The 16,907-nt window shown below is 62.8% G+C and carries 18 protein-coding genes and 1 pseudogene; 8 read left to right on the forward strand and 11 right to left on the reverse strand.

The window, feature by feature from the left end; all coding sequences use genetic code 11:
• Positions 1 to 21: 21 nt before the first annotated feature.
• A complete protein-coding gene (locus NKH89_RS05435; protein ID WP_023716850.1) occupies positions 22 to 1,341 on the reverse strand; it encodes an MFS transporter in 1,320 nt (439 codons plus the stop codon).
• Positions 1,342 to 1,461: 120 nt separating this feature from the next.
• On the opposite strand from NKH89_RS05435, the gene NKH89_RS05440 reads away from it, so the two are divergent.
• Positions 1,462 to 2,379, forward strand: coding sequence for a LysR substrate-binding domain-containing protein (locus NKH89_RS05440; RefSeq protein ID WP_352515631.1), 918 nt, complete (start codon positions 1,462 to 1,464; stop codon positions 2,377 to 2,379).
• A gap of 14 nt (positions 2,380 to 2,393) precedes the next feature.
• On the opposite strand, the gene der is transcribed toward NKH89_RS05440, so the two are convergent.
• Together der and NKH89_RS05450 are read right to left on the reverse strand one after the other, a co-directional pair.
• Positions 2,394 to 3,827: a ribosome biogenesis GTPase Der gene (der, locus tag NKH89_RS05445; protein WP_023716848.1), complete on the reverse strand. Its 1,434-nt coding sequence runs from the start codon at positions 3,825 to 3,827 to the stop codon at positions 2,394 to 2,396.
• Positions 3,828 to 3,833: 6 nt separating this feature from the next.
• Positions 3,834 to 4,499, reverse strand: a complete 666-nt coding sequence (locus NKH89_RS05450) for a tetratricopeptide repeat protein (RefSeq protein WP_352807834.1) — start codon at positions 4,497 to 4,499, stop codon at positions 3,834 to 3,836.
• Between the two features lie 197 nt (positions 4,500 to 4,696).
• Between NKH89_RS05450 and NKH89_RS05455 the strand changes: the two genes are divergently transcribed.
• Complete coding sequence (locus tag NKH89_RS05455) at positions 4,697 to 5,695, forward strand: polysaccharide deacetylase family protein (RefSeq protein WP_502896873.1); 999 nt, start codon at positions 4,697 to 4,699, stop codon at positions 5,693 to 5,695.
• A gap of 26 nt (positions 5,696 to 5,721) precedes the next feature.
• On the opposite strand, the gene sbmA is transcribed toward NKH89_RS05455, so the two are convergent.
• From sbmA to NKH89_RS05470, 3 genes are all read right to left on the reverse strand, one after another.
• Complete coding sequence (sbmA, locus tag NKH89_RS05460; RefSeq protein ID WP_352588966.1) at positions 5,722 to 6,999, reverse strand: peptide antibiotic transporter SbmA; 1,278 nt, start codon at positions 6,997 to 6,999, stop codon at positions 5,722 to 5,724.
• Positions 7,000 to 7,118: 119 nt separating this feature from the next.
• The gene (locus NKH89_RS05465) at positions 7,119 to 8,273 is read right to left on the reverse strand and encodes a YbfB/YjiJ family MFS transporter (RefSeq protein WP_352588963.1); all 1,155 of its coding nucleotides are present in this window, start codon (positions 8,271 to 8,273) and stop codon (positions 7,119 to 7,121) included.
• Positions 8,274 to 8,385: 112 nt separating this feature from the next.
• A complete protein-coding gene (locus NKH89_RS05470; RefSeq protein WP_352496674.1) occupies positions 8,386 to 8,595 on the reverse strand; it encodes a hypothetical protein in 210 nt (69 codons plus the stop codon).
• A gap of 97 nt (positions 8,596 to 8,692) precedes the next feature.
• Between NKH89_RS05470 and NKH89_RS05475 the strand changes: the two genes are divergently transcribed.
• Positions 8,693 to 9,607: a LysR substrate-binding domain-containing protein gene (locus NKH89_RS05475; protein WP_352496673.1), complete on the forward strand. Its 915-nt coding sequence runs from the start codon at positions 8,693 to 8,695 to the stop codon at positions 9,605 to 9,607.
• Here the strand turns inward: NKH89_RS05475 and NKH89_RS05480 are convergent.
• From NKH89_RS05480 to NKH89_RS05490, 3 genes and pseudogenes are all read right to left on the reverse strand, one after another.
• A pseudogene (locus NKH89_RS05480) lies at positions 9,604 to 10,236 on the reverse strand (IS5 family transposase). The gene NKH89_RS05475 and the pseudogene NKH89_RS05480 sit on opposite strands and share 4 nt — an antisense overlap.
• Positions 10,237 to 10,426: 190 nt before the next feature.
• A complete protein-coding gene (locus NKH89_RS05485; protein ID WP_352548684.1) occupies positions 10,427 to 11,269 on the reverse strand; it encodes an SDR family oxidoreductase in 843 nt (280 codons plus the stop codon).
• Between the two features lie 102 nt (positions 11,270 to 11,371).
• Positions 11,372 to 11,755: a DUF1330 domain-containing protein gene (locus NKH89_RS05490; protein WP_352484075.1), complete on the reverse strand. Its 384-nt coding sequence runs from the start codon at positions 11,753 to 11,755 to the stop codon at positions 11,372 to 11,374.
• A 152-nt stretch (positions 11,756 to 11,907) separates the two neighbouring features.
• Between NKH89_RS05490 and NKH89_RS05495 the strand changes: the two genes are divergently transcribed.
• The 3 genes from NKH89_RS05495 (at position 11,908) to NKH89_RS05505 (ending at position 14,680) form a co-directional block, all read left to right on the forward strand.
• Positions 11,908 to 12,798, forward strand: coding sequence for a LysR family transcriptional regulator (locus NKH89_RS05495; RefSeq protein ID WP_352908469.1), 891 nt, complete (start codon positions 11,908 to 11,910; stop codon positions 12,796 to 12,798).
• 211 nt (positions 12,799 to 13,009) lie between these two features.
• Positions 13,010 to 14,266: an aminopeptidase gene (locus NKH89_RS05500; protein ID WP_352484077.1), complete on the forward strand. Its 1,257-nt coding sequence runs from the start codon at positions 13,010 to 13,012 to the stop codon at positions 14,264 to 14,266.
• A gap of 57 nt (positions 14,267 to 14,323) precedes the next feature.
• Positions 14,324 to 14,680, forward strand: a complete 357-nt coding sequence (locus NKH89_RS05505; RefSeq protein ID WP_023716841.1) for a DUF488 domain-containing protein — start codon at positions 14,324 to 14,326, stop codon at positions 14,678 to 14,680.
• 201 nt (positions 14,681 to 14,881) lie between these two features.
• On the opposite strand, the gene NKH89_RS05510 is transcribed toward NKH89_RS05505, so the two are convergent.
• Entirely contained in the window at positions 14,882 to 15,235 is a 354-nt protein-coding gene (locus NKH89_RS05510; protein ID WP_352908470.1) for an ArsC family reductase, read from the reverse strand.
• Between the two features lie 174 nt (positions 15,236 to 15,409).
• Here NKH89_RS05510 and NKH89_RS05515 point away from each other — a divergent pair, with 174 nt between their 5' ends.
• Complete coding sequence (locus NKH89_RS05515) at positions 15,410 to 15,760, forward strand: ArsR/SmtB family transcription factor (protein WP_031193345.1); 351 nt, start codon at positions 15,410 to 15,412, stop codon at positions 15,758 to 15,760.
• 2 nt (positions 15,761 to 15,762) lie between these two features.
• A complete protein-coding gene (locus NKH89_RS05520; RefSeq protein WP_023716838.1) occupies positions 15,763 to 16,242 on the forward strand; it encodes an SRPBCC family protein in 480 nt (159 codons plus the stop codon).
• A 17-nt stretch (positions 16,243 to 16,259) separates the two neighbouring features.
• Here NKH89_RS05520 and NKH89_RS05525 read toward each other — a convergent pair whose 3' ends face one another.
• Positions 16,260 to 16,895, reverse strand: a complete 636-nt coding sequence (locus NKH89_RS05525; RefSeq protein ID WP_352484078.1) for a 2'-5' RNA ligase family protein — start codon at positions 16,893 to 16,895, stop codon at positions 16,260 to 16,262.
• Positions 16,896 to 16,907 lie beyond the last annotated feature (12 nt).

A 16,907-nucleotide genomic window follows, 5' to 3' on the forward strand; every position in this document is an offset into this window, starting at 1 on the left:
TTTTCCCATCTCATGTCGAAGTCAGGCGCTTTTGCGGCCATCGCTTGACGGAAGAAAGATCGGCCAGGCGATCAGTGCGCAAATAGCCGCACCCAGCCAGACGCCTGCCCACGAGCAGAGCACGAGAAGTCCGGGAATGGCGATCGGCACCAGGAAGAAGGCAATAAAGACCAGGCTGTTGGCGAGGCCGAGCGCCGTTCCGGCCTGGCTCGCGCCGGCCAGCGTCGCAAGCTCGGTGTAGGCGACGCCATGCCAGGAGGAGACGCAAATGCCGGCCACGACCAGCATCGCGACGATCGCCGGCGACAGCATCGGCACTTGGCCTGACAAGAATTGGGCCGCCAACAAGACGAGCGCCGCAAGCACGGTGAAGGCGATCAGGCTCAACAGGCTGCACAGACGCAGAAACGACCGGCGGTTGCCGTGACGGTCGGTGTAGCGGCCGCTCCAGACGCGCATGACCATGGCGCCGACCTGCACGGTGGCGAGGCTGGCGCTGATCACGGCTGTTCCCATGCCGGCGAAATCATGCAGGAAGACGGAAGCAAAGGTGAGCACCGCCACCTGCGGAAAGCACAGCAGGCCGATGGCTGTTGCGATGCGCCAGACGGCCGGGTTGCGCAGCGGCGCCGGGCCGGCCGGCAATGCCGTGCTGCTCGAATTGGTATCGTCATGCACCGGTGGCTGATGCAGCCAGCGCCAGGCGAGAGAGGTCGAGACGGCGGATGCAGCCGCCAGAAGTCCGAAGACCGCCGTGAAGCCATGGGCCGAAGCGAGCGACGGCAGCACGAGCGCGCCAAGCCCGCCGCCAAGCGGCACCGCTGTCTGCCTGATGCTCATGGCAAAGCCGCGCTCGCCTTCGCCGAACCAGGCCATGATGGCACGGCCGCTGGAGCCGTTGACGCTGCCGCCGAGCAATCCGGTGACCAGCAGGGCAGCGGCGAGAAGCGCGATGCCAGGAATGTGGGCCGGTGACGGCACGATCAGCGCGGCCATGACAAGCAGCCAAACCGCGGTTGCGCCGAGCCCGGTCAGCAGCACGCGGCGGTCGCCCCAGCGATCGGTCAGCAGTCCCCACGGCAATTCGCTCAGCGCTACGCCCAGGCCGAGAAGACCAAGCGCCATGCCGAGTTCGCCATTGGAGAGATGATAGCCCGAGCGCAGGAACACCGCCGTCGCCGGAATGCCGGAGAAGGTCGCGGAAAAGCAGGCATTGGCGGCGACGCCGATGCCCAGCACCTTCCAGCGATGATTGGCTCGAAGTGCCGCCGCTTCCGACGGGGCGGCAACGGCGCCTGGGCGAAGCGGTTTGCAATCTGGTCCTGTGGCGACAGCAGACATGGTTCAGCTCCTGCATGGGCTGGTTGCGTTCGGTCTTGACGCGCTGTCTCTATCGCCATAGCTTCGTCCTGAATATCAGGAAGTTTTTGACGTAATGTCCCAAATATCAGGATTATTGCCATGCGACGCGTGACATTCGATCTCGACGTCCTGCGCAGCTTCGTCACCGGTATGGAGTTGGGCAGCTTCGCCAAGGCCGCCGACCGGCTCGGCCGCTCGACCTCGGCAATCAGCGCACAATTGAAGAAACTGGAGGAGCAGGCGGCGACGCCGATCTTCCGCAAGTCGGGGCGCAGCCTGGCGCTGACCGAGGCAGGCGAGACCATGCTGGGCTATGCGCGGCGGCTGATCGAGCTCAACGACGAGGCCGCGTCCGCCATCCACGACGTCGAGCTGGAGGGCTGGGTGCGGCTTGGATTGCAGGAGGATTTCGGCGAGGCGGTCCTGCCGGAGGTGCTCGGGCGCTTCGCCCGCGCCCATCCCAAGGTCAAGATCGAAGCCAGGATCGCACGCAGCCACGAGCTTGCCGAACGGATCATTTCGGGCAGCCTCGATATCGCGCTTGCCTGGCACAATGGCGCGACGCTGCCCTACAGCCGGCATGTCGCCGACGTCCAGATGCGCTGGATCGGCCCGGCAAAACAGATCGAGACCAGCCTGCGCGATGGCGAGCCTTTGCCGCTGGTGGCGCTCGAAGCGCCGTGCCTGCTCCGCAGCGTGGCGACCGAAACCCTGGACCGCGCCGGTCTGGCATGGCGGATGGCCTTCTCCAGCCCGAGCCTTGGCGGTATCTGGGCAGCCGTCGCCGCCGGGCTCGGACTGACGATCCGCACCGATATCGGCCTGCCGGCCACCGTCAGGGCGATGACGCCGGGGATCGCCGGGCTGCCCGCTTTGCCCAAGATGGCGCTGTTCCTGCATCGCAAGGAGGCCGAGCCCGACCCGGTGGCGGCGCGGCTTGGCGACATCCTGCTGCAGGCGGCGCTGGAAGCGTTGCCGCAGACGCAAACAGCGCCTGTCCTGCGCAACGTGGCGTAGAGGAGAAGTGGCGCTCAGCGGCGCTTCTTTGCCTTGCTGGCGAATGGGTTGTCCGAGGTGCGCAAGGCGATGCGGATCGGCACGCCGGGCATGTCGAAAGCCTCGCGCAGGCTGTTCGAGAGATAGCGGACATAGGATTGCGGCATCGCGTCGGGCCGTGAGCAGGAGACGACGAAGCCCGGCGGCCGCGTCTTGGCCTGCGTGACATATTTGATCTTCAGCCGGCGTCCGGCGACGGCGGGCGGCGGGTGATGCGCCAGGATGCCTTCCAGCCAGCGGTTGAGCTTGCCGGTCGACACGCGGCTGTTCCAAACGCGATGCGTCCTGATGACAGCATCCATCAGCTTGTCGAGGCCACGCCCGGTCTCGGCCGAGACCGGCACCGCCTGCATGCCGCGCGCCTGCGGCAACAGCCGCTCGGTTTTTTCGCGCAGCTCGGCCAGCAACTCCTGGGGATGGTCGATAAGGTCCCATTTGTTGAAGGCGATCACCGGGGCACGGCCCTCGCGGATGATCAGGTCGGCGATCTGCAGATCCTGCTTCTCGAAGGGAATAGTCGCGTCGAGCACGATGATGACGATCTCGGCAAAGCGGATGGCGCGCAAGCCGTCCTGCACCGACATCACTTCGAGCTTTTCGTGGATCCTGGCCTTGCGGCGCATGCCGGCGGTGTCGAACAGTTTTAAGCGGCGGCCATGCCAGTCCCAGTCGACCGAGATGGAATCGCGGGTGATGCCGGCCTCGGGGCCGGTCAACAGCCGTTCCTCGCCGATCAGCGCGTTGATCAGCGTCGACTTGCCGGCGTTGGGACGGCCGACGACGGCGATGCGCATCGGCTTGGTGTCGTCATAGCTCGGCTCTGCGTCCGGGTCGGTGATGTCCTCGCCGATCAGCACCTCGCTGGCGGCGACCTCATCCTCGCCGGCCTCTTCGTCCTCGCCGAAGGCGCGCGCCTCGCCAAGTGCCGCGATCACCGCGTCGCGCAGATCGGGCAGGCCCTGGCCGTGTTCGGCCGAGACCGGGATCGGTTCGCCAAGGCCGAGCTCCCAGGCCTCCAGCATGCCGCCCTGGGCGCCGCGCGCCTCGGCCTTGTTGGCGACGACGACAACCGGCTTGCCGGATTTGCGCACGATCTCGGCGAAGGTCTTGTCGTCGGGCATCAGCCCGGACTTGGCATCGATCGTGAAAAAGATCAGGTCGGCCTCGCGGATGGCGATCTCGGTCTGGGCGCGCATGCGGCCGGGCAGCGTCGAGGCGGCCGCATCCTCGAAGCCGGCGGTGTCGATGACGTCGAAATGCAGATCGTAGAGTTTTGCGGCATGGACGCGTCGATCGCGGGTGACGCCCGGCGTATCGTCGACAAGCGCCAGCTTCCTTCCCACCAGCCGGTTGAAAAGGGTCGATTTGCCGACGTTAGGCCGGCCGATGATGGCGACTTTGAAGGTCATCCGGTCTTACGATACACCGCCCGAGCCGCGGATCAGCTCGGACATCAATGTCGCCCTTTCGCGCGTGTTGCGCGGGGCGCCGTCATCCGCGGCGATCTGGTCGAACAGCTTCAATGCATCCGCCGCCTTGCCTTCCTTCCAGGCGGCAAGGCCAAGCGCCTCGCGCGCCGTATGGCGCAGCGTGTTGGTGTCGGCGGTGAGCGCCTCGACGCGGCTGGAGACATCGGCGAAAGTGCCATGGTCGACCAGAAGCAGCGCTGCCCTGAGCCGCGCCATGTCGCGAATGCCGGAGGGGATCTTGGTGTCGGCGGCGACCTCGTCGAAATCCTTGACGGCGGCATCGACGTCGCCCTTGTCCGCCTTGACGGTTGCCGCACGCATGCGGGCGAGCAGCGGATAGGCGCCGTAGCCGTCCTTCTCAAGCCCCTCCAGAGCGGCAAGCGCCTCGTCGTTCTTGCCCTCATTGGCAAGCTTTAGCGCTTGCGAGAAGGCATCCCCCGAGCGGTTGGCGCGGGTCTCGTCCCAATAGCGGTAGCCGACGACAGCAGCCGTGCCGAGCACCACCAGCACGGCCAGCACAAGCACGGCGGGACCGAAACGGTCCCACAGCGCATGCGCCTGATCGCGACGAATCTCTTCGTTGACTTCGCGGATAAAACTGTCGTCCGACATAGATCAAAACCATTCATGCCCCGGCCGGGGCGGTTGATGAGCCCGCGTTTTAGCGAAATTTTGCCGGCATGGAAGGGGTTCGGCAGGAAAATCGCCTATTCACGAGGCTGTCGCCGCCAACGGCGGCCGACAGGTCGATCGTACCCGTGCCATATTTCACCGGTAGGCGGTGCTTCTACATTCCTTGATCCGGTCAGATGCCTTTGCCTCGTTTGTATCGCGCTGTTGCGTTTTCCATTGCCGCATTTGCTGCCGGCACGGCTTTTGCCGACCCGCCGGCGACGCCGGCAAAACCGAAGCAGATCGTCATCATCTCGTTCGACAGTGCCCGCGACATTTCGCAATGGCAGCGCAGCCGGGCGCTGGCCGCACGCACGGGTGCGCATTTCACCTATTTTGTCTCCTGCGTGTTCCTGCTCTCGCCCGAGACACGCAAGGAATATACCGCGCCAGGCAAGACAGAAGGCAAATCAAACATCGGCTTTGCCGCCTCCAAACAGGAAGTCGCCGAGCGGCTCGAGCAGATCAACCTCGCCGCCTCCGAAGGCCACGATATCGGCAGCCATGGCTGCGGCCATTTCGACGGCAAGGACTGGAGCAAAGCCGACTGGCTGAGCGAGTTCGGCGCCTTCAAGCATATTCTCGAAAACGCCTATTCGATCAACGGCATCGCACCCGAACCAAAGGGATGGCGCGATTTCGCGCGCAAGTCGGTGGTTGGGTTTCGCGCACCCTATCTGTCGGCAAACAAGGCGCTTTACGAGGCGCTGCCCGCGGCCGGTTTCCTGCTCGACGCAAGCGGCGTTTCGCGCGGGCCGGTCGAACCGCCGACCCTAAATGGCGTCACGCGCTTTTCGCTGCCGCAGATTCCGGAAGGGCCGAGCTCAAGGCGCGTGATCGCCATGGACTACAATCTCTATGTCAGGCATTCCGGCGGCTTCGAGCGGCCGAGCATGGCAGAAGAGTTCGCTGACCGGACCTATCACGCGTTCCGCGCCGCCTTCGATGCGCAATACCAGGGCAAGCGCATTCCGCTTGAGCTCGGCTTCCACTTCACGCTAATGAATGACGGCGCCTACTGGAACGCGCTGGAACGCTTTGCCGGCGAGGTCTGCGTCAAAGCGGACGTCGAGTGCGTTAGTTTTCGCGATTATGTTTCACGGCGTGGCGAAAGGCAGGCGGCGGTGGGCGGCTGAGCCCAAGTGATCGCCGCCCGCCATCATCAGCTTACCGGTTGATCCTCAGGGCGCAAGCCGGCTTGCTCACGTTCCAGATAGCGCTGGTCGATTTCAGGCAGCGGTTCCCCTTCCAGCGTCGCCTCGAAGGCGCGTAGGCGTTTGTGCACCGACTGCAATTCAACGATGGTCGACCAGGATGTGAGCAGGAACTGGAGCGATCCTGTTACTCGGCCGAACGCATTGGAAATCTGCTGGAAGGGTCCGAAAGTTATCCTGTGAGCCACGAAGGATGGCCCAAGGATCAGCATGGCGAAGATATTGTCGGCCTGCAGGTAGGTGTAACGCACCACATTGAAATAAATATAATGAAAGTACAGCCGGAAATAGTTGTGACGGACCTTGGAAAACAGCTCGGCAGTGGTTGCAGGCTGAGCCCTGTCCGCATGATCCTCGCCGTAGACGAGTTCCTTGCGATAAGCAGCCTCGACACGTTGGTTGCGAAATTGCAGCCCAGGCAGCTTCAAACCCGCAACCATAACCGAAATCGTTCCGAACAGGCACCAGGCAAGCGCGGCAACGACCAGTGGCTGCGGAATCGCACCGACGATTGGCAGTTCGCTGATATGGCTCTGCAACTGGATCATCACCGGCAGGAATGCGATCAAGGTCATGATCGACTGGACAAAGCTGGAACCCAGATCTTCCATGATCTGCGAGAACCGCATCGTATCCTCCTGAATGCGTTGTGAGGCGCCCTCGATGTGGCGGAGCCTGCTCCAGTTCTCTACAAAGTAATTGTTCATCGCGGTGCGCCAGCGGAATATCCAGTGACTTACGATGAAGGCATTGACGACCTGCACATTCATTCCTATCAGCGCGAGCCATGAAAAGCTGGCCAATCCGGCATAAAACTCTGCGTCGGTGGATTTAATAGTCCCCGACATCAATCCCTGGATATAGTCGAAGAAAGGCCCATACCAGGCGTTGACCGCGACACTGACCTGCACATTGAAGTAGATGAGGAACAGGATGACCGCGCTGATCAATATCGACCAGTTTTGCCACGGATGCGGTGCATACCAGCTCCAGAATGCATAGAAGACGGCGACGCAAAAAGCGAAATAGAGATAGAACCACAGAAACGGCTTCGACCAGAGTACGGCGATACCGATAATGGGCGGTGCATCAGCCGCAGCTGGCGGCAAGCCGAACACAGCGCCCAGCTGTCCGCCACCGAAAAACCAGAACAGGATAGCGGCAAGGCTCCAGACGGCCAGCGAACTGAAGAACAGCTTCGGCTGCGGGAAGAAGGATACAAACACTGTGGGGAAATCCTCGCTCGATGCGCAAATCAGCGGCGTTGTTCAGCGGGCATAAAGTCACACATTAGTGGGAAAGAAAATGCCCGCTACCCGACGCCCGGTGCCGAGCAAGACCATAATCATGGCGATTTTGGCGCAGCCGACCAGGCGATCGCGCCGGAGGCGAGCAGGACGGCGGCGGCCACGATCGAGGCAAGGAAAAAGTTACCCGATGCCTGCGCAAGCATCCCGGCGACGATCGGGCCGATGATCTGGCCGAGGCCGAAGGCGGCCGTCATTACCGCCAGCATCCGGCGTGGTGCTTGCGGAGCAAGCTGCCTGCCGGTCTGCAGTCCAAGCGCGGTGATGGCGATGAAGGTGCCGCCGACAAGAAGGCCGCCGAGCAGCGGCCCTGTGTGCCCGCCCATGATGACACTGGCGCTGACGCCGACCACCTCGACCAGGCACCCAAGGGCGTAGGTGGCATAAAGCCCGATTTTAGCCGCGAGCTTCTGCCACAGCCAGACCGAGGGAAAACCGGCAAGTCCGGTGACCATCCAGACCACAGCCTCGAAGAGGCGGCCGCCGCCGCCCTGGCGGACGATGGCGACCAAGAACGTTGCCGTGACGATGTAGCCGAAGCCGAACAGGCCGTAGGCGACGATGATCTTCACCAGCGACTGGTGTGTCGGCAATGCCGGCTCGCTCCCGGTGGTGCTGTTCGCGGCCGAGGTGCCGCCGGCCAGCAAGGCGACGGCGGCAAAGCCGCAGGCTGAAATCACCGCCGACCACAGCCAGCCCGCAGCCCAGCCGGCATGTTCGGTGACGAGGACTGCCAACAGCGCCGAAGACGCCGCGATGCCGAGGCCGACTCCGCCGAAATACAGCGCCTGCAGGTCGTTTCGCCCGGCTGCGGCGAGATGACCAAAAACGATGCTGGTCATGAAGACCAATACGAAGGCGCTGGCGAGGCCGGCAAGAAAGCGGATGAGGAGAAAGACGGGCATCGTGCCGGTCAGGCCCATCAGGCCGGCGAGGATCGCAGTGGCGGCGAGGCCGGCCAGCATCAGCTGGCGCTCGCGGCCTTGCGCCCAGCCGCCGGTGGCGGCAAGCGCGCCGACGAGGTAGCCGAGATAATTGGCCGATGCGATCCAGCCGGCATCGGCCGGCGACAGGCCGAGCTCTTCCATCATTCCGGGCAGGATCGGCGTATAGACGAAGCGGCCGATGCCCATGGCGACGGCCAGGGCGATCATGCCGGCGATTGCCAGACGCAAGGGCGAAGCGATGTTCATCGCGGTGCACCATAGGTGCGCCTGCCAGTGAGACAATCCGCCTTTTATTGGGCCAGAAGTGTTCGCGGCCGCGTCGGCGGCTGGCTCGCCTGAAGTGCCAGCAAGTCCTTGTTTAGCCGCAGCAGGTCCTTGGCGGGGCCGTCTCAAAGTGAGTACGACCCGCAGTCAGCCTGAACGGCATGTCGGCGAGTTCGCGCTCCGACATGGTGTCGAGCACCGGATGCGACAGCGGATCGGTCACCCAGTTGGTGGCCTCGCTGTCATGCCGGTGTGGCTGCATTCCGATTGGGGAAAAGGCGCCGAGCCATGATAAAATCTTCATCGGATTTGCCTCCTCACTCTGAGTAACCCACCTAAAATCCGGCATTCGGCAGCGCCTGGCAATTGAGATTTAAGCCGTACGAGTTTAGAAAAACTGTATGGCTATGCTGAACCGTGTCCATCTCAACGGCTTGCGCGCCGTCGAAGCCGTCGCCCGCCTGGGCTCGCTCGCGGCGGCGGCCGGCGAGCTCAACGTCTCGGTCAGCGCCGTCAGCCAGCAGATCAACCGGACCGAAAAGCAGCTCGGCCGGGCGCTGTTCGAACGAACGCCAGCTGGCCTGGTGGCGACGGAATTCGGCACCGTCTTTACCGCGCGGCTCAGCGCAGGCTTCCGCGAGCTCGCACAGGCGGTAGCGCTTGCCGATGAAAGCTCGGAGTGCACGCTGGTGGTTTCGGTGGCGCCGGCTTTCGCCTCGAAATGGCTGCTGCCGCGGCTGTCGCGGCATTTCGCCCGCCATCCGAACGTGCTCCTGCGCATCGATGCCTCGGTGCGGCTTGCCGATCTCGATCGCTCGGACATCGACGTCGCCATCCGGCTCGGCGACGGCAAATGGCCGGGCGGGCGGGCAGAATTGCTGCTGGCGCAGGAGGTGTTTCCGGTCTGTGCACCGGTGATCGCCAGCAAGCTGAAATCGATCGAGGACCTTGCTTTGACCTGTGCGATCACCGACGAAAGATCGATGATCAGCTGGGGGAGCTGGTTCGAAGCGGCGGGGGTGGAGCCGGTCACCTTCATGAAGGGCGCGCGCTTCACCGATCCGATGCTGTGCCTGGAATCGGCGATTGCCGGTCACGGCGTCATGCTCGGCTGGCAGTTGCTGGCCGCCGACGCACTGGCCGACGGCCGGCTCGTCGCGCCGTTCGGCGTACGCGCGCAGAGCGGCCTCGGCTATTGGCTGGTGACTTCGGCCAGCAAGGGCGAAAGCCGCAAGGTCAGGGATTTCAAGACCTGGATGCGCGAAGAGATCGAGGCGACGATGGCGCAGTTCAGATCGCTCGAGAGGGCCAGCTAGGACGTAGACTCATTACCGCGTAGCCAGATGCGGATTGCGACGAGTTTGAGCGCGGTAAGATAGTTCTCAGCCAGCTTGTCGTAGCGGGTTGCGATGCGGCGGAATTGCTTCGCTTTGTTGAAGAAGCGCTCAACTAAGTTGCGGGCCTTATACAAGAAGGGGCTGAAGCAGATCGGGTCCTTGCGGTTGGCCTTGGGCGGGATGTTGGCCCATGCTTTTCGCTCGCTGACCGCATTGCGCAAGGCGTCGGCATCATAGCCCTTGTCGGCGAGTAGCATGGCACCCTCCGGCAAATCCGTGATCAGGTCCGCGGCCGAGGTAATGTCACTCATCTGACCTGCCGTGAGCATCAGTTTGATCGGCATGCCTTTGGCGTCGACAAGAGCATGGATTTTGGTTGTCAGCCCGCCTCGGGAACGACCGAGACAATGATCTCGATCCCCCTTTTTTGCCGTCGCGCCCTGCTGATGGACGCGAACAATAGAGGTGTCGATCATCTGCACCTTGCCGTCATGGACTTTGGTGATAGCACGCGCCGATCATCGACACGCGGCACACCTCGTGGCCTTTTTGGGCAAAAGTGGCTTGATCACGTGCCATTCGAAGTCGGTCAGGTCATATCGGCTCATGCAGAGTCTGGAATCAGATTCCCCTGCAATAGGAAAGCCGCCAGTCGACAATCGACCTCTTAGCGGACGTATTTGATCAATTCACAGGTGGTCTTGAGAGTGCCGCAGCCACGAAGTCTTGACCTCGGAATTGCAGTGCCAATGGTGTTCAGCCACCAGCACGGCAAGTCCGGACGTTCCGCAGGGGTCGTTAGTTGCGGCCGTTGTCGTCGATGGCGAGGGAACTCGACAGCTCGCGATAGGTATCGATCTGCTGCTGCAGAATGGCAATCTTCTGCTCTGCCGTGGCAATGGCATCGGCACCGGCAAGGAAACGGTGGGGCAGCACGTCCCCAGCCGCGAGCGTGATCAGGGCGCGCGCAAGCTTGGCGGGGTCACCCCCTTGCTTGCCGTTTTGAGAACGCCAGAAAGCGATCTGCGCCGTCCGCCGCTCATGGTAGTCCTCGACGGAAGGCGCGGCATAGTTGGTCGACTCTTCCGTGAGAAGCTCGGTGCGGAAGAAGCCGGGGTTCACGATCATCGTCTCGATGCCGAACGGCACGACTTCGGTCTGCAGCGCCTCCATCCAGCCGTCGAGGCCGAACTTCGAGGCTGAATAGGCCGAGCAGAACTCGAAACCCATCAGCCCGGCCGTCGAGGAGATCGAAATGACCCTGCCGGACCGCTGGTTGCGCATCGCTGGCAGAAAGGCCCGCGTCACCTTCATGGGACCGACGAGGCTGGTGCTGAGCTGCAGTTGCATCTGTTCGGCGGTCAACTCTTCGAAGTACCCGGCAAAGAAACTCGCCGCATTGTTGACCAGCACGTCGATGCGGCCAAACCGGTCAAGCGTTGCCTGGGCAGCGGCTTCGGCGTCGGCCGCGCTCGTCACGTCCAGCTTGACGATAAGGAGGTTCTCGGACTTTCCGACGGCCCTTGCGACCTTTTCCGTGTTGCGGCCGGTTGCCACCACCTTGTGGCCCGCCGCCAACGCGGCCTTGGCGATATCCAGACCGAGGCCCCGGCCTGCGCCGGTGATGAACCAAACACTCATATTGGGCTCCTGTTGTCTAGGCCGCAGCTCGGCCTCGAATTCGGACGGATGGCCAGCATGGGCTGACGTCCCATGCTGGTACCCATCCGCTAGCGGACTGCATCACTGCGGAAGGCCGGCGCCTTCGGTGATGATGCGAAATCCTTCGGTCGACTTGGTAAAAAACTGCCGGGCCGCCGTGTATCCCGGCGAGTTGTAGTAGCGCTTGGCGTCAGCAAGGCTCGGGAACTCGGCGATGGCGATCACCGATCTCGAGCTTCCTTCGATGGCAGTGACATTAGGATTGTAGACGATCACGCGGCCGCCATACTGGGTGACGAGCGGCGAGGCGGCTTCGATGTACTGCTGAAACACCGCCTGATCCTTGATGTCATAGCTGCCGATCATGTAGGCGCGGGGGACGGCGCCCGTCGCTTCCTGAGCAAAGGCGGCCGGGCTCACGATCATGGTGAGAGCGGTGAGCGCGCCCACGATTACCTTCTTCATTTTGTTCTCCTTCAGTGGGCCAGTTGGACGGTAGGCATTGCGCGGAGAGTTGCTCCGGTTGACCGTCTGGCCTTGATGTCAGGAAGTTAGCTCCTTTAGCGGCATGCAATTAGATGGTATAATTTGCATGAGCTTAGAAGGGGGATTGATGAATGCGTCGCGACAGCCTGGATGACTTCCTGACCTTCATCGCCGTCGCCCGCGAGCGCAGCTTCACCAAGGCGGCCGCCATGCTCGGCGTGTCGCAGTCGGCTCTGAGCTATTCGATCCGGACGATGGAAGAGCGCCTCGGCGTTAGGCTGCTGACCCGCACGACCCGCAGCGTCTCGCTAACCGAAGCGGGGGATCGCCTGTTTCGAAGCATCGCTCCCAAGTTAGATGAGATCGCAAGCGAGATTGCCGCCCTCAGCGCCCTGCGCGACAAGCCGGCCGGCACAGTCCGGATCACCACGGTGGAGCATGCCGGCGAGACCATCATCTGGCCCGCCATGGTCGGGCTCATGCGCGACTATCCCGACATCAGGGTCGAGATTATCCACGACTACGGCTTGGCAGACATTGCGGCCGATCGCTTCGATGCGGGTGTACGGCTTGGCGAACAGGTGGACAAGGACATGATCTCGGCGCGCGTTGGGCCAGACTTCCGCATGGCGGTTGTGGTAGCGCCTTCATACTTCGCAAGCCGCTCCCGTCCGGTCACGCCTGAAGACCTTGCCGATCATGCGTGCATACCCCTGCGACTGCCCACAGGCGGCTGTGCACCGTGGGAGTTTCGCAAGGAGGGGCGGGAGTTGAAGGTGCGCGTTCAAGGACACGCCGCGTTCAACACCCTCGCGATGATCTGTCAGGCCAGCCTTGAAGGATTCGGGCTCGCCTATCTGCCCGAGGATCTGGTGATCTACCCACTCGAACAGGGTCGCCTGGTGCGTGTTCTTGAGGACTGGTGCCCCCTTCGGCCGGGATATCACCTGTATTATCCAAGCCGGCGCCAACACTCGCCGGCTTTCGCACTCGTGCTGGAAACGCTGCGCTACCGCGACTGAGTGCGGTTGAAATAAGGGTCGTCAGACCTCGACGACCATGGCACCTATCCAAGCCGCCCAGTACAGGAAGTCCGGAGCGTCCGTTTCCCACCGATCCCAGTCTTCCCCAATTTATGAGTTCACGGCCTAGGGCTGCCGGCGTCATCAGAGTGGAAAGGTCGGTAGCGCCGGTCTATGTAAGACACAGTCCCCAATCACGGCAGGCAGGATCATGACCACACATTCGCGCGGCGTTTCCGCAAGCATCGACCCGGTGAAGCTCGACAGGCTGGCGGAGGTCGCCGTCAAGGTCGGGCTGCAATTGCAGCCGGGGCAGGATCTGGTGCTGACCTCGTCTATCGCCGCGCTGCCTCTGACGCGGCGGATCGTCGAGCACGCCTACAAGGCAGGTGCGGGCCTGGTGACGCCGATCTTCAACGATGACGAGATCACGCTGGCGCGCTTCCGCTACGGCGCCGACGCCGGCTTCGACCGCGCCGCCGGCTGGCTCTTTGAAGGCATGGCAAAAGCCTTCGCCAATAATGCGGCGAGGCTTGCCGTGCGCGGCGAGGATCCGTCGCTGCTTTCTTCTCAGGACCCGGCAAAGGTGGCGCGTGCCAACAAGGCGAATTCGATGGCTTACCAGCCGGCGCTGGAGAAGATCACCGGCTTCGATATCAACTGGAACATCGTCGCCTATCCCGATCAGGCCTGGGCCAAGCAGGTTTTCCCGGACGACGCCGAAGACGTCGCCGTGGCCAAGCTAGCCGACGCCATCTTTGCGGCCTCGCGGGTGGACGTCGAAGACCCGATCGGCAACTGGACGGCGCACAATGCGGCGTTGAAGAGCCGCACCGAATGGCTGAACGGCCACAATTTCCACGCACTGCATTTCACCGGCCCCGGCACCGACCTGACCGTCGGACTGGCCGAAGGCCACGAGTGGATGGGTGGTGCCTCGACCGCCAAGAACGGCATCACCTGCAACCCCAACATCCCGACCGAAGAGGTTTTCACCACGCCGCATGCAAGGCGCGTCGAGGGTCATGTCACCAGCACCAAGCCGCTGTCCTACCAGGGCACGCTGATCGACGGCATTGCGGTGCGTTTCGAGGCGGGGCGCATTGTCGAGGCCAAGGCCACGAAGGGCGAGGATGTGCTGCAAAAGGTGCTGGACACCGACGAAGGCTCGCGCCGTCTCGGCGAGGTGGCGCTGGTGCCGCATTCCTCGCCGATCGCCAAGAGCGGGCTGCTGTTTTTCAACACGCTGTTCGACGAGAACGCCGCCTGCCACATTGCGCTCGGCCAGTGCTACTCGAAGTGCTTCGTCGACGGCGCCTCGCTCAGCCAGGACGAGATCGCGGCGCGCGGCGGCAACAAGAGTTTCATCCACATCGACTGGATGATCGGCTCCGACAAGATCGACATAGACGGCATCCACAAGGACGGCAGCCGCGTGCCGGTGATGCGCAAGGGCGAGTGGGTTTAGGCCCGGGATCGCTAAGCGAAGGCCAGCAAGCATCGGCGCCTGCTGGCCCATGCGGAGTTGGCAATGGAGCTCGCGGTCAAGCGCATCTATGAGCCGCCGGCGCCCGATGACGGGCAGCGGGTGCTCGTCGATCGCATATGGCCGCGCGGCATCGCCAAGCAGGACGCGGCGCTGACGGCCTGGCTAAAGGACATCGCGCCAAGCGACGCGTTGCGCAAATGGTTCGGCCATGAGCCGGCGCGCTGGGCGGAGTTCCAGCGGCGATACCGCGATGAGCTCGAACGGAACGGCGAGGCGGTGGCGGAACTGCGCGCCCTGCTCCGTGAAGGCAAGGTGACGCTGCTCTACGGCGCCCATGACGAGGCGCACAACAATGCGGTGGCACTGGCTAGCTATTTGCGTGAGAACAATTAGTCACGCCGGCGGGACAGCACCCCTCTCTGTCCTGCCGGACATCTCCCCCTCGTGGGCCCCCAAGGGGGGGAGATTGGCAGCTTCGCCGAAAGCGCCCTTCTTTGGAGACTAGCGAACGCCGAAGTGACATCCAATCACCCCACTAGAGTGGGAGATGTCCGGCAGGACAGAGGGGGCGCGACGGATCGCGGCGGGTCGGTCCTATTTCCCACTCACCGCCTGCTGATAAACATCAGGCTTGAAGCCAACGAGAACCCTGTCGCCAAGTTCCAGCACCGGTCGCTTTATCATCGTCGGTTTGGCCAGCATCAGCGCCTTGGCCTTGTTCTCGTCCAGACCCAGTCTGTCCTCCTCCGACAGTTCGCGAAACGTCGTGCTCGCCTTGTTGAGCAGGATTTCCCAGCCGACCTTGCCTGACCAGCCGTTCAGCCGATCCGCGTCAAGCCCGTCTGCCCTGTAATCGTGAAAGCGATAGGCAACATCACGGCTCGCCAGCCAGGAACGCGCCTTCTTGACCGTATCGCAATTGGTGATGCCGTACATGGTGATCGTCAAAACGCTTCCTCGGATCGGTCGAATCTGATGGCACCCTAAAACCGTGCCTCTCACTTTTCCAGCTGCCTTGCCAGGCATCCGTGATTTTTGCGCTTGCCAATAGTAAGGAATTTTCCTAACTATTGTCCCGAGCTAATTTTGGTCACGCGGAATGGCCGAGGCAAGGAAATGACCATGACGAGCCTGCAGACCGAAAGCCCCCCACCGATCGACGGCATTTTCCGTGCGCTCGCCGATCCGACCCGGCGGCGCGTGGTCGAGCGGCTGAACCGAAGCCCCGCCTCGGTCAGCGAGCTTGCCCAGCCGTTCGAGATGGCCCTGCCATCCTTCATCGAGCATCTCAGGGTTTTGGAAGGCTGCGGGCTGGTGCGTTCGGAGAAGGCCGGCCGCGTCAGGACCTACCGGCTTGCGCCGGAGCCGCTGAAGCTCGCGGAAAGCTGGCTGGCCGAGCAGCGTGAGCTGTGGGAGCGCCGTCTCGACCAGTTCGACGACTACGTGCTGAAACTCAAGGAGACAGACAGATGAATATGGTCGCGTTTTTTCAACCCGATCCGAAGCTCGACCTCGTGCTCGAACGGACGATCGAGGCGCCACGAGAACTGCTGTGGACGGCCTTGACGAAGCCCGAGCATGTCCGCCAATGGTTCACGCCGAAGCCGTGGATCATCACCGATTGCGAGATCGACCTGCGGCCCGGCGGTCTGTTCCGCACCCGCATGCAGTCGCCCGACGGCAAGGAGGTCAACGACAGGCGTTGCTGCTACCTCGAGATCGTCCAGAACGAGCGGCTGGTGTGGACCGATGCGCTGCTGCCCGGCTACCGGCCGTCAGGCGACCCATTCATCACAGCCGTCATATCGCTGCAATCGCAGGGCGAGGCGACGCGCTACACCGCGACCGCTATCCACCGCGACGAAGCCACGCGCAACAGCCACGAGGAGATGGGCTTTTACGACGGCTGGGGCACGGTGGCGGATCAGTTGGCGGGCTACGTCAAGACGATCTGAGGGGACCCTGGCTTGGCTCACATTGCGGCCACGGAATCGTCGTGGCCGTTCAACCGCCAGCGCCCGAGCTCTTCGTACCGGCCTTGCCGGATCAGACTGCGGATGAGCACAAAGTCACGTACGGTCCAGCTGATGGGTTCGATCGCCCGTTCTCGAACCCTTTGAACCCGCAATTTGTCACGAAGCAATGTAACATGAGGTTCAAAGGAGCTCCCCACAAAGGGCTTCAGCGGGCTGTCGGCGATCAGGGCGGTAAGATTGCGCCAGAACGCTTGCAGCGGCGGGACGCCGTCGCTGCCACGCAGCACCAACGCACCGCCGCCGAAAGCCGACAACCGATCGAACGACACCTCAAACGGTTTCGCCTGGACCATCGAGGCGACGTGGCGGGCGATTTTGACCAATTCCTCCGGCAGTCCATCATAGTCGCCGAGCCCAATAAGCGAGATGTGCAGGCGTTCCGCCGGAAACACTTGCCCTCGCAATCCCGATTCTCGCCGCCAGACTGCGGCCCGGCGTGCAAGCGGCACGGCGATCGTACTTTCAAGAAGAATGGCGAAGAACAGCCGGTCATTCCAGCGCCGATCCAGCTCCTGCCAGTTGAACACGGCTTGGCCGTTTTCGGTGATCCTGAATGCGGGCAGCTCATTCATGTTCATTGCTCC

It is taken from the genome of Mesorhizobium sp. M0923, from assembly GCF_040319365.1.
GTDB lineage: Bacteria > Pseudomonadota > Alphaproteobacteria > Rhizobiales > Rhizobiaceae > Mesorhizobium.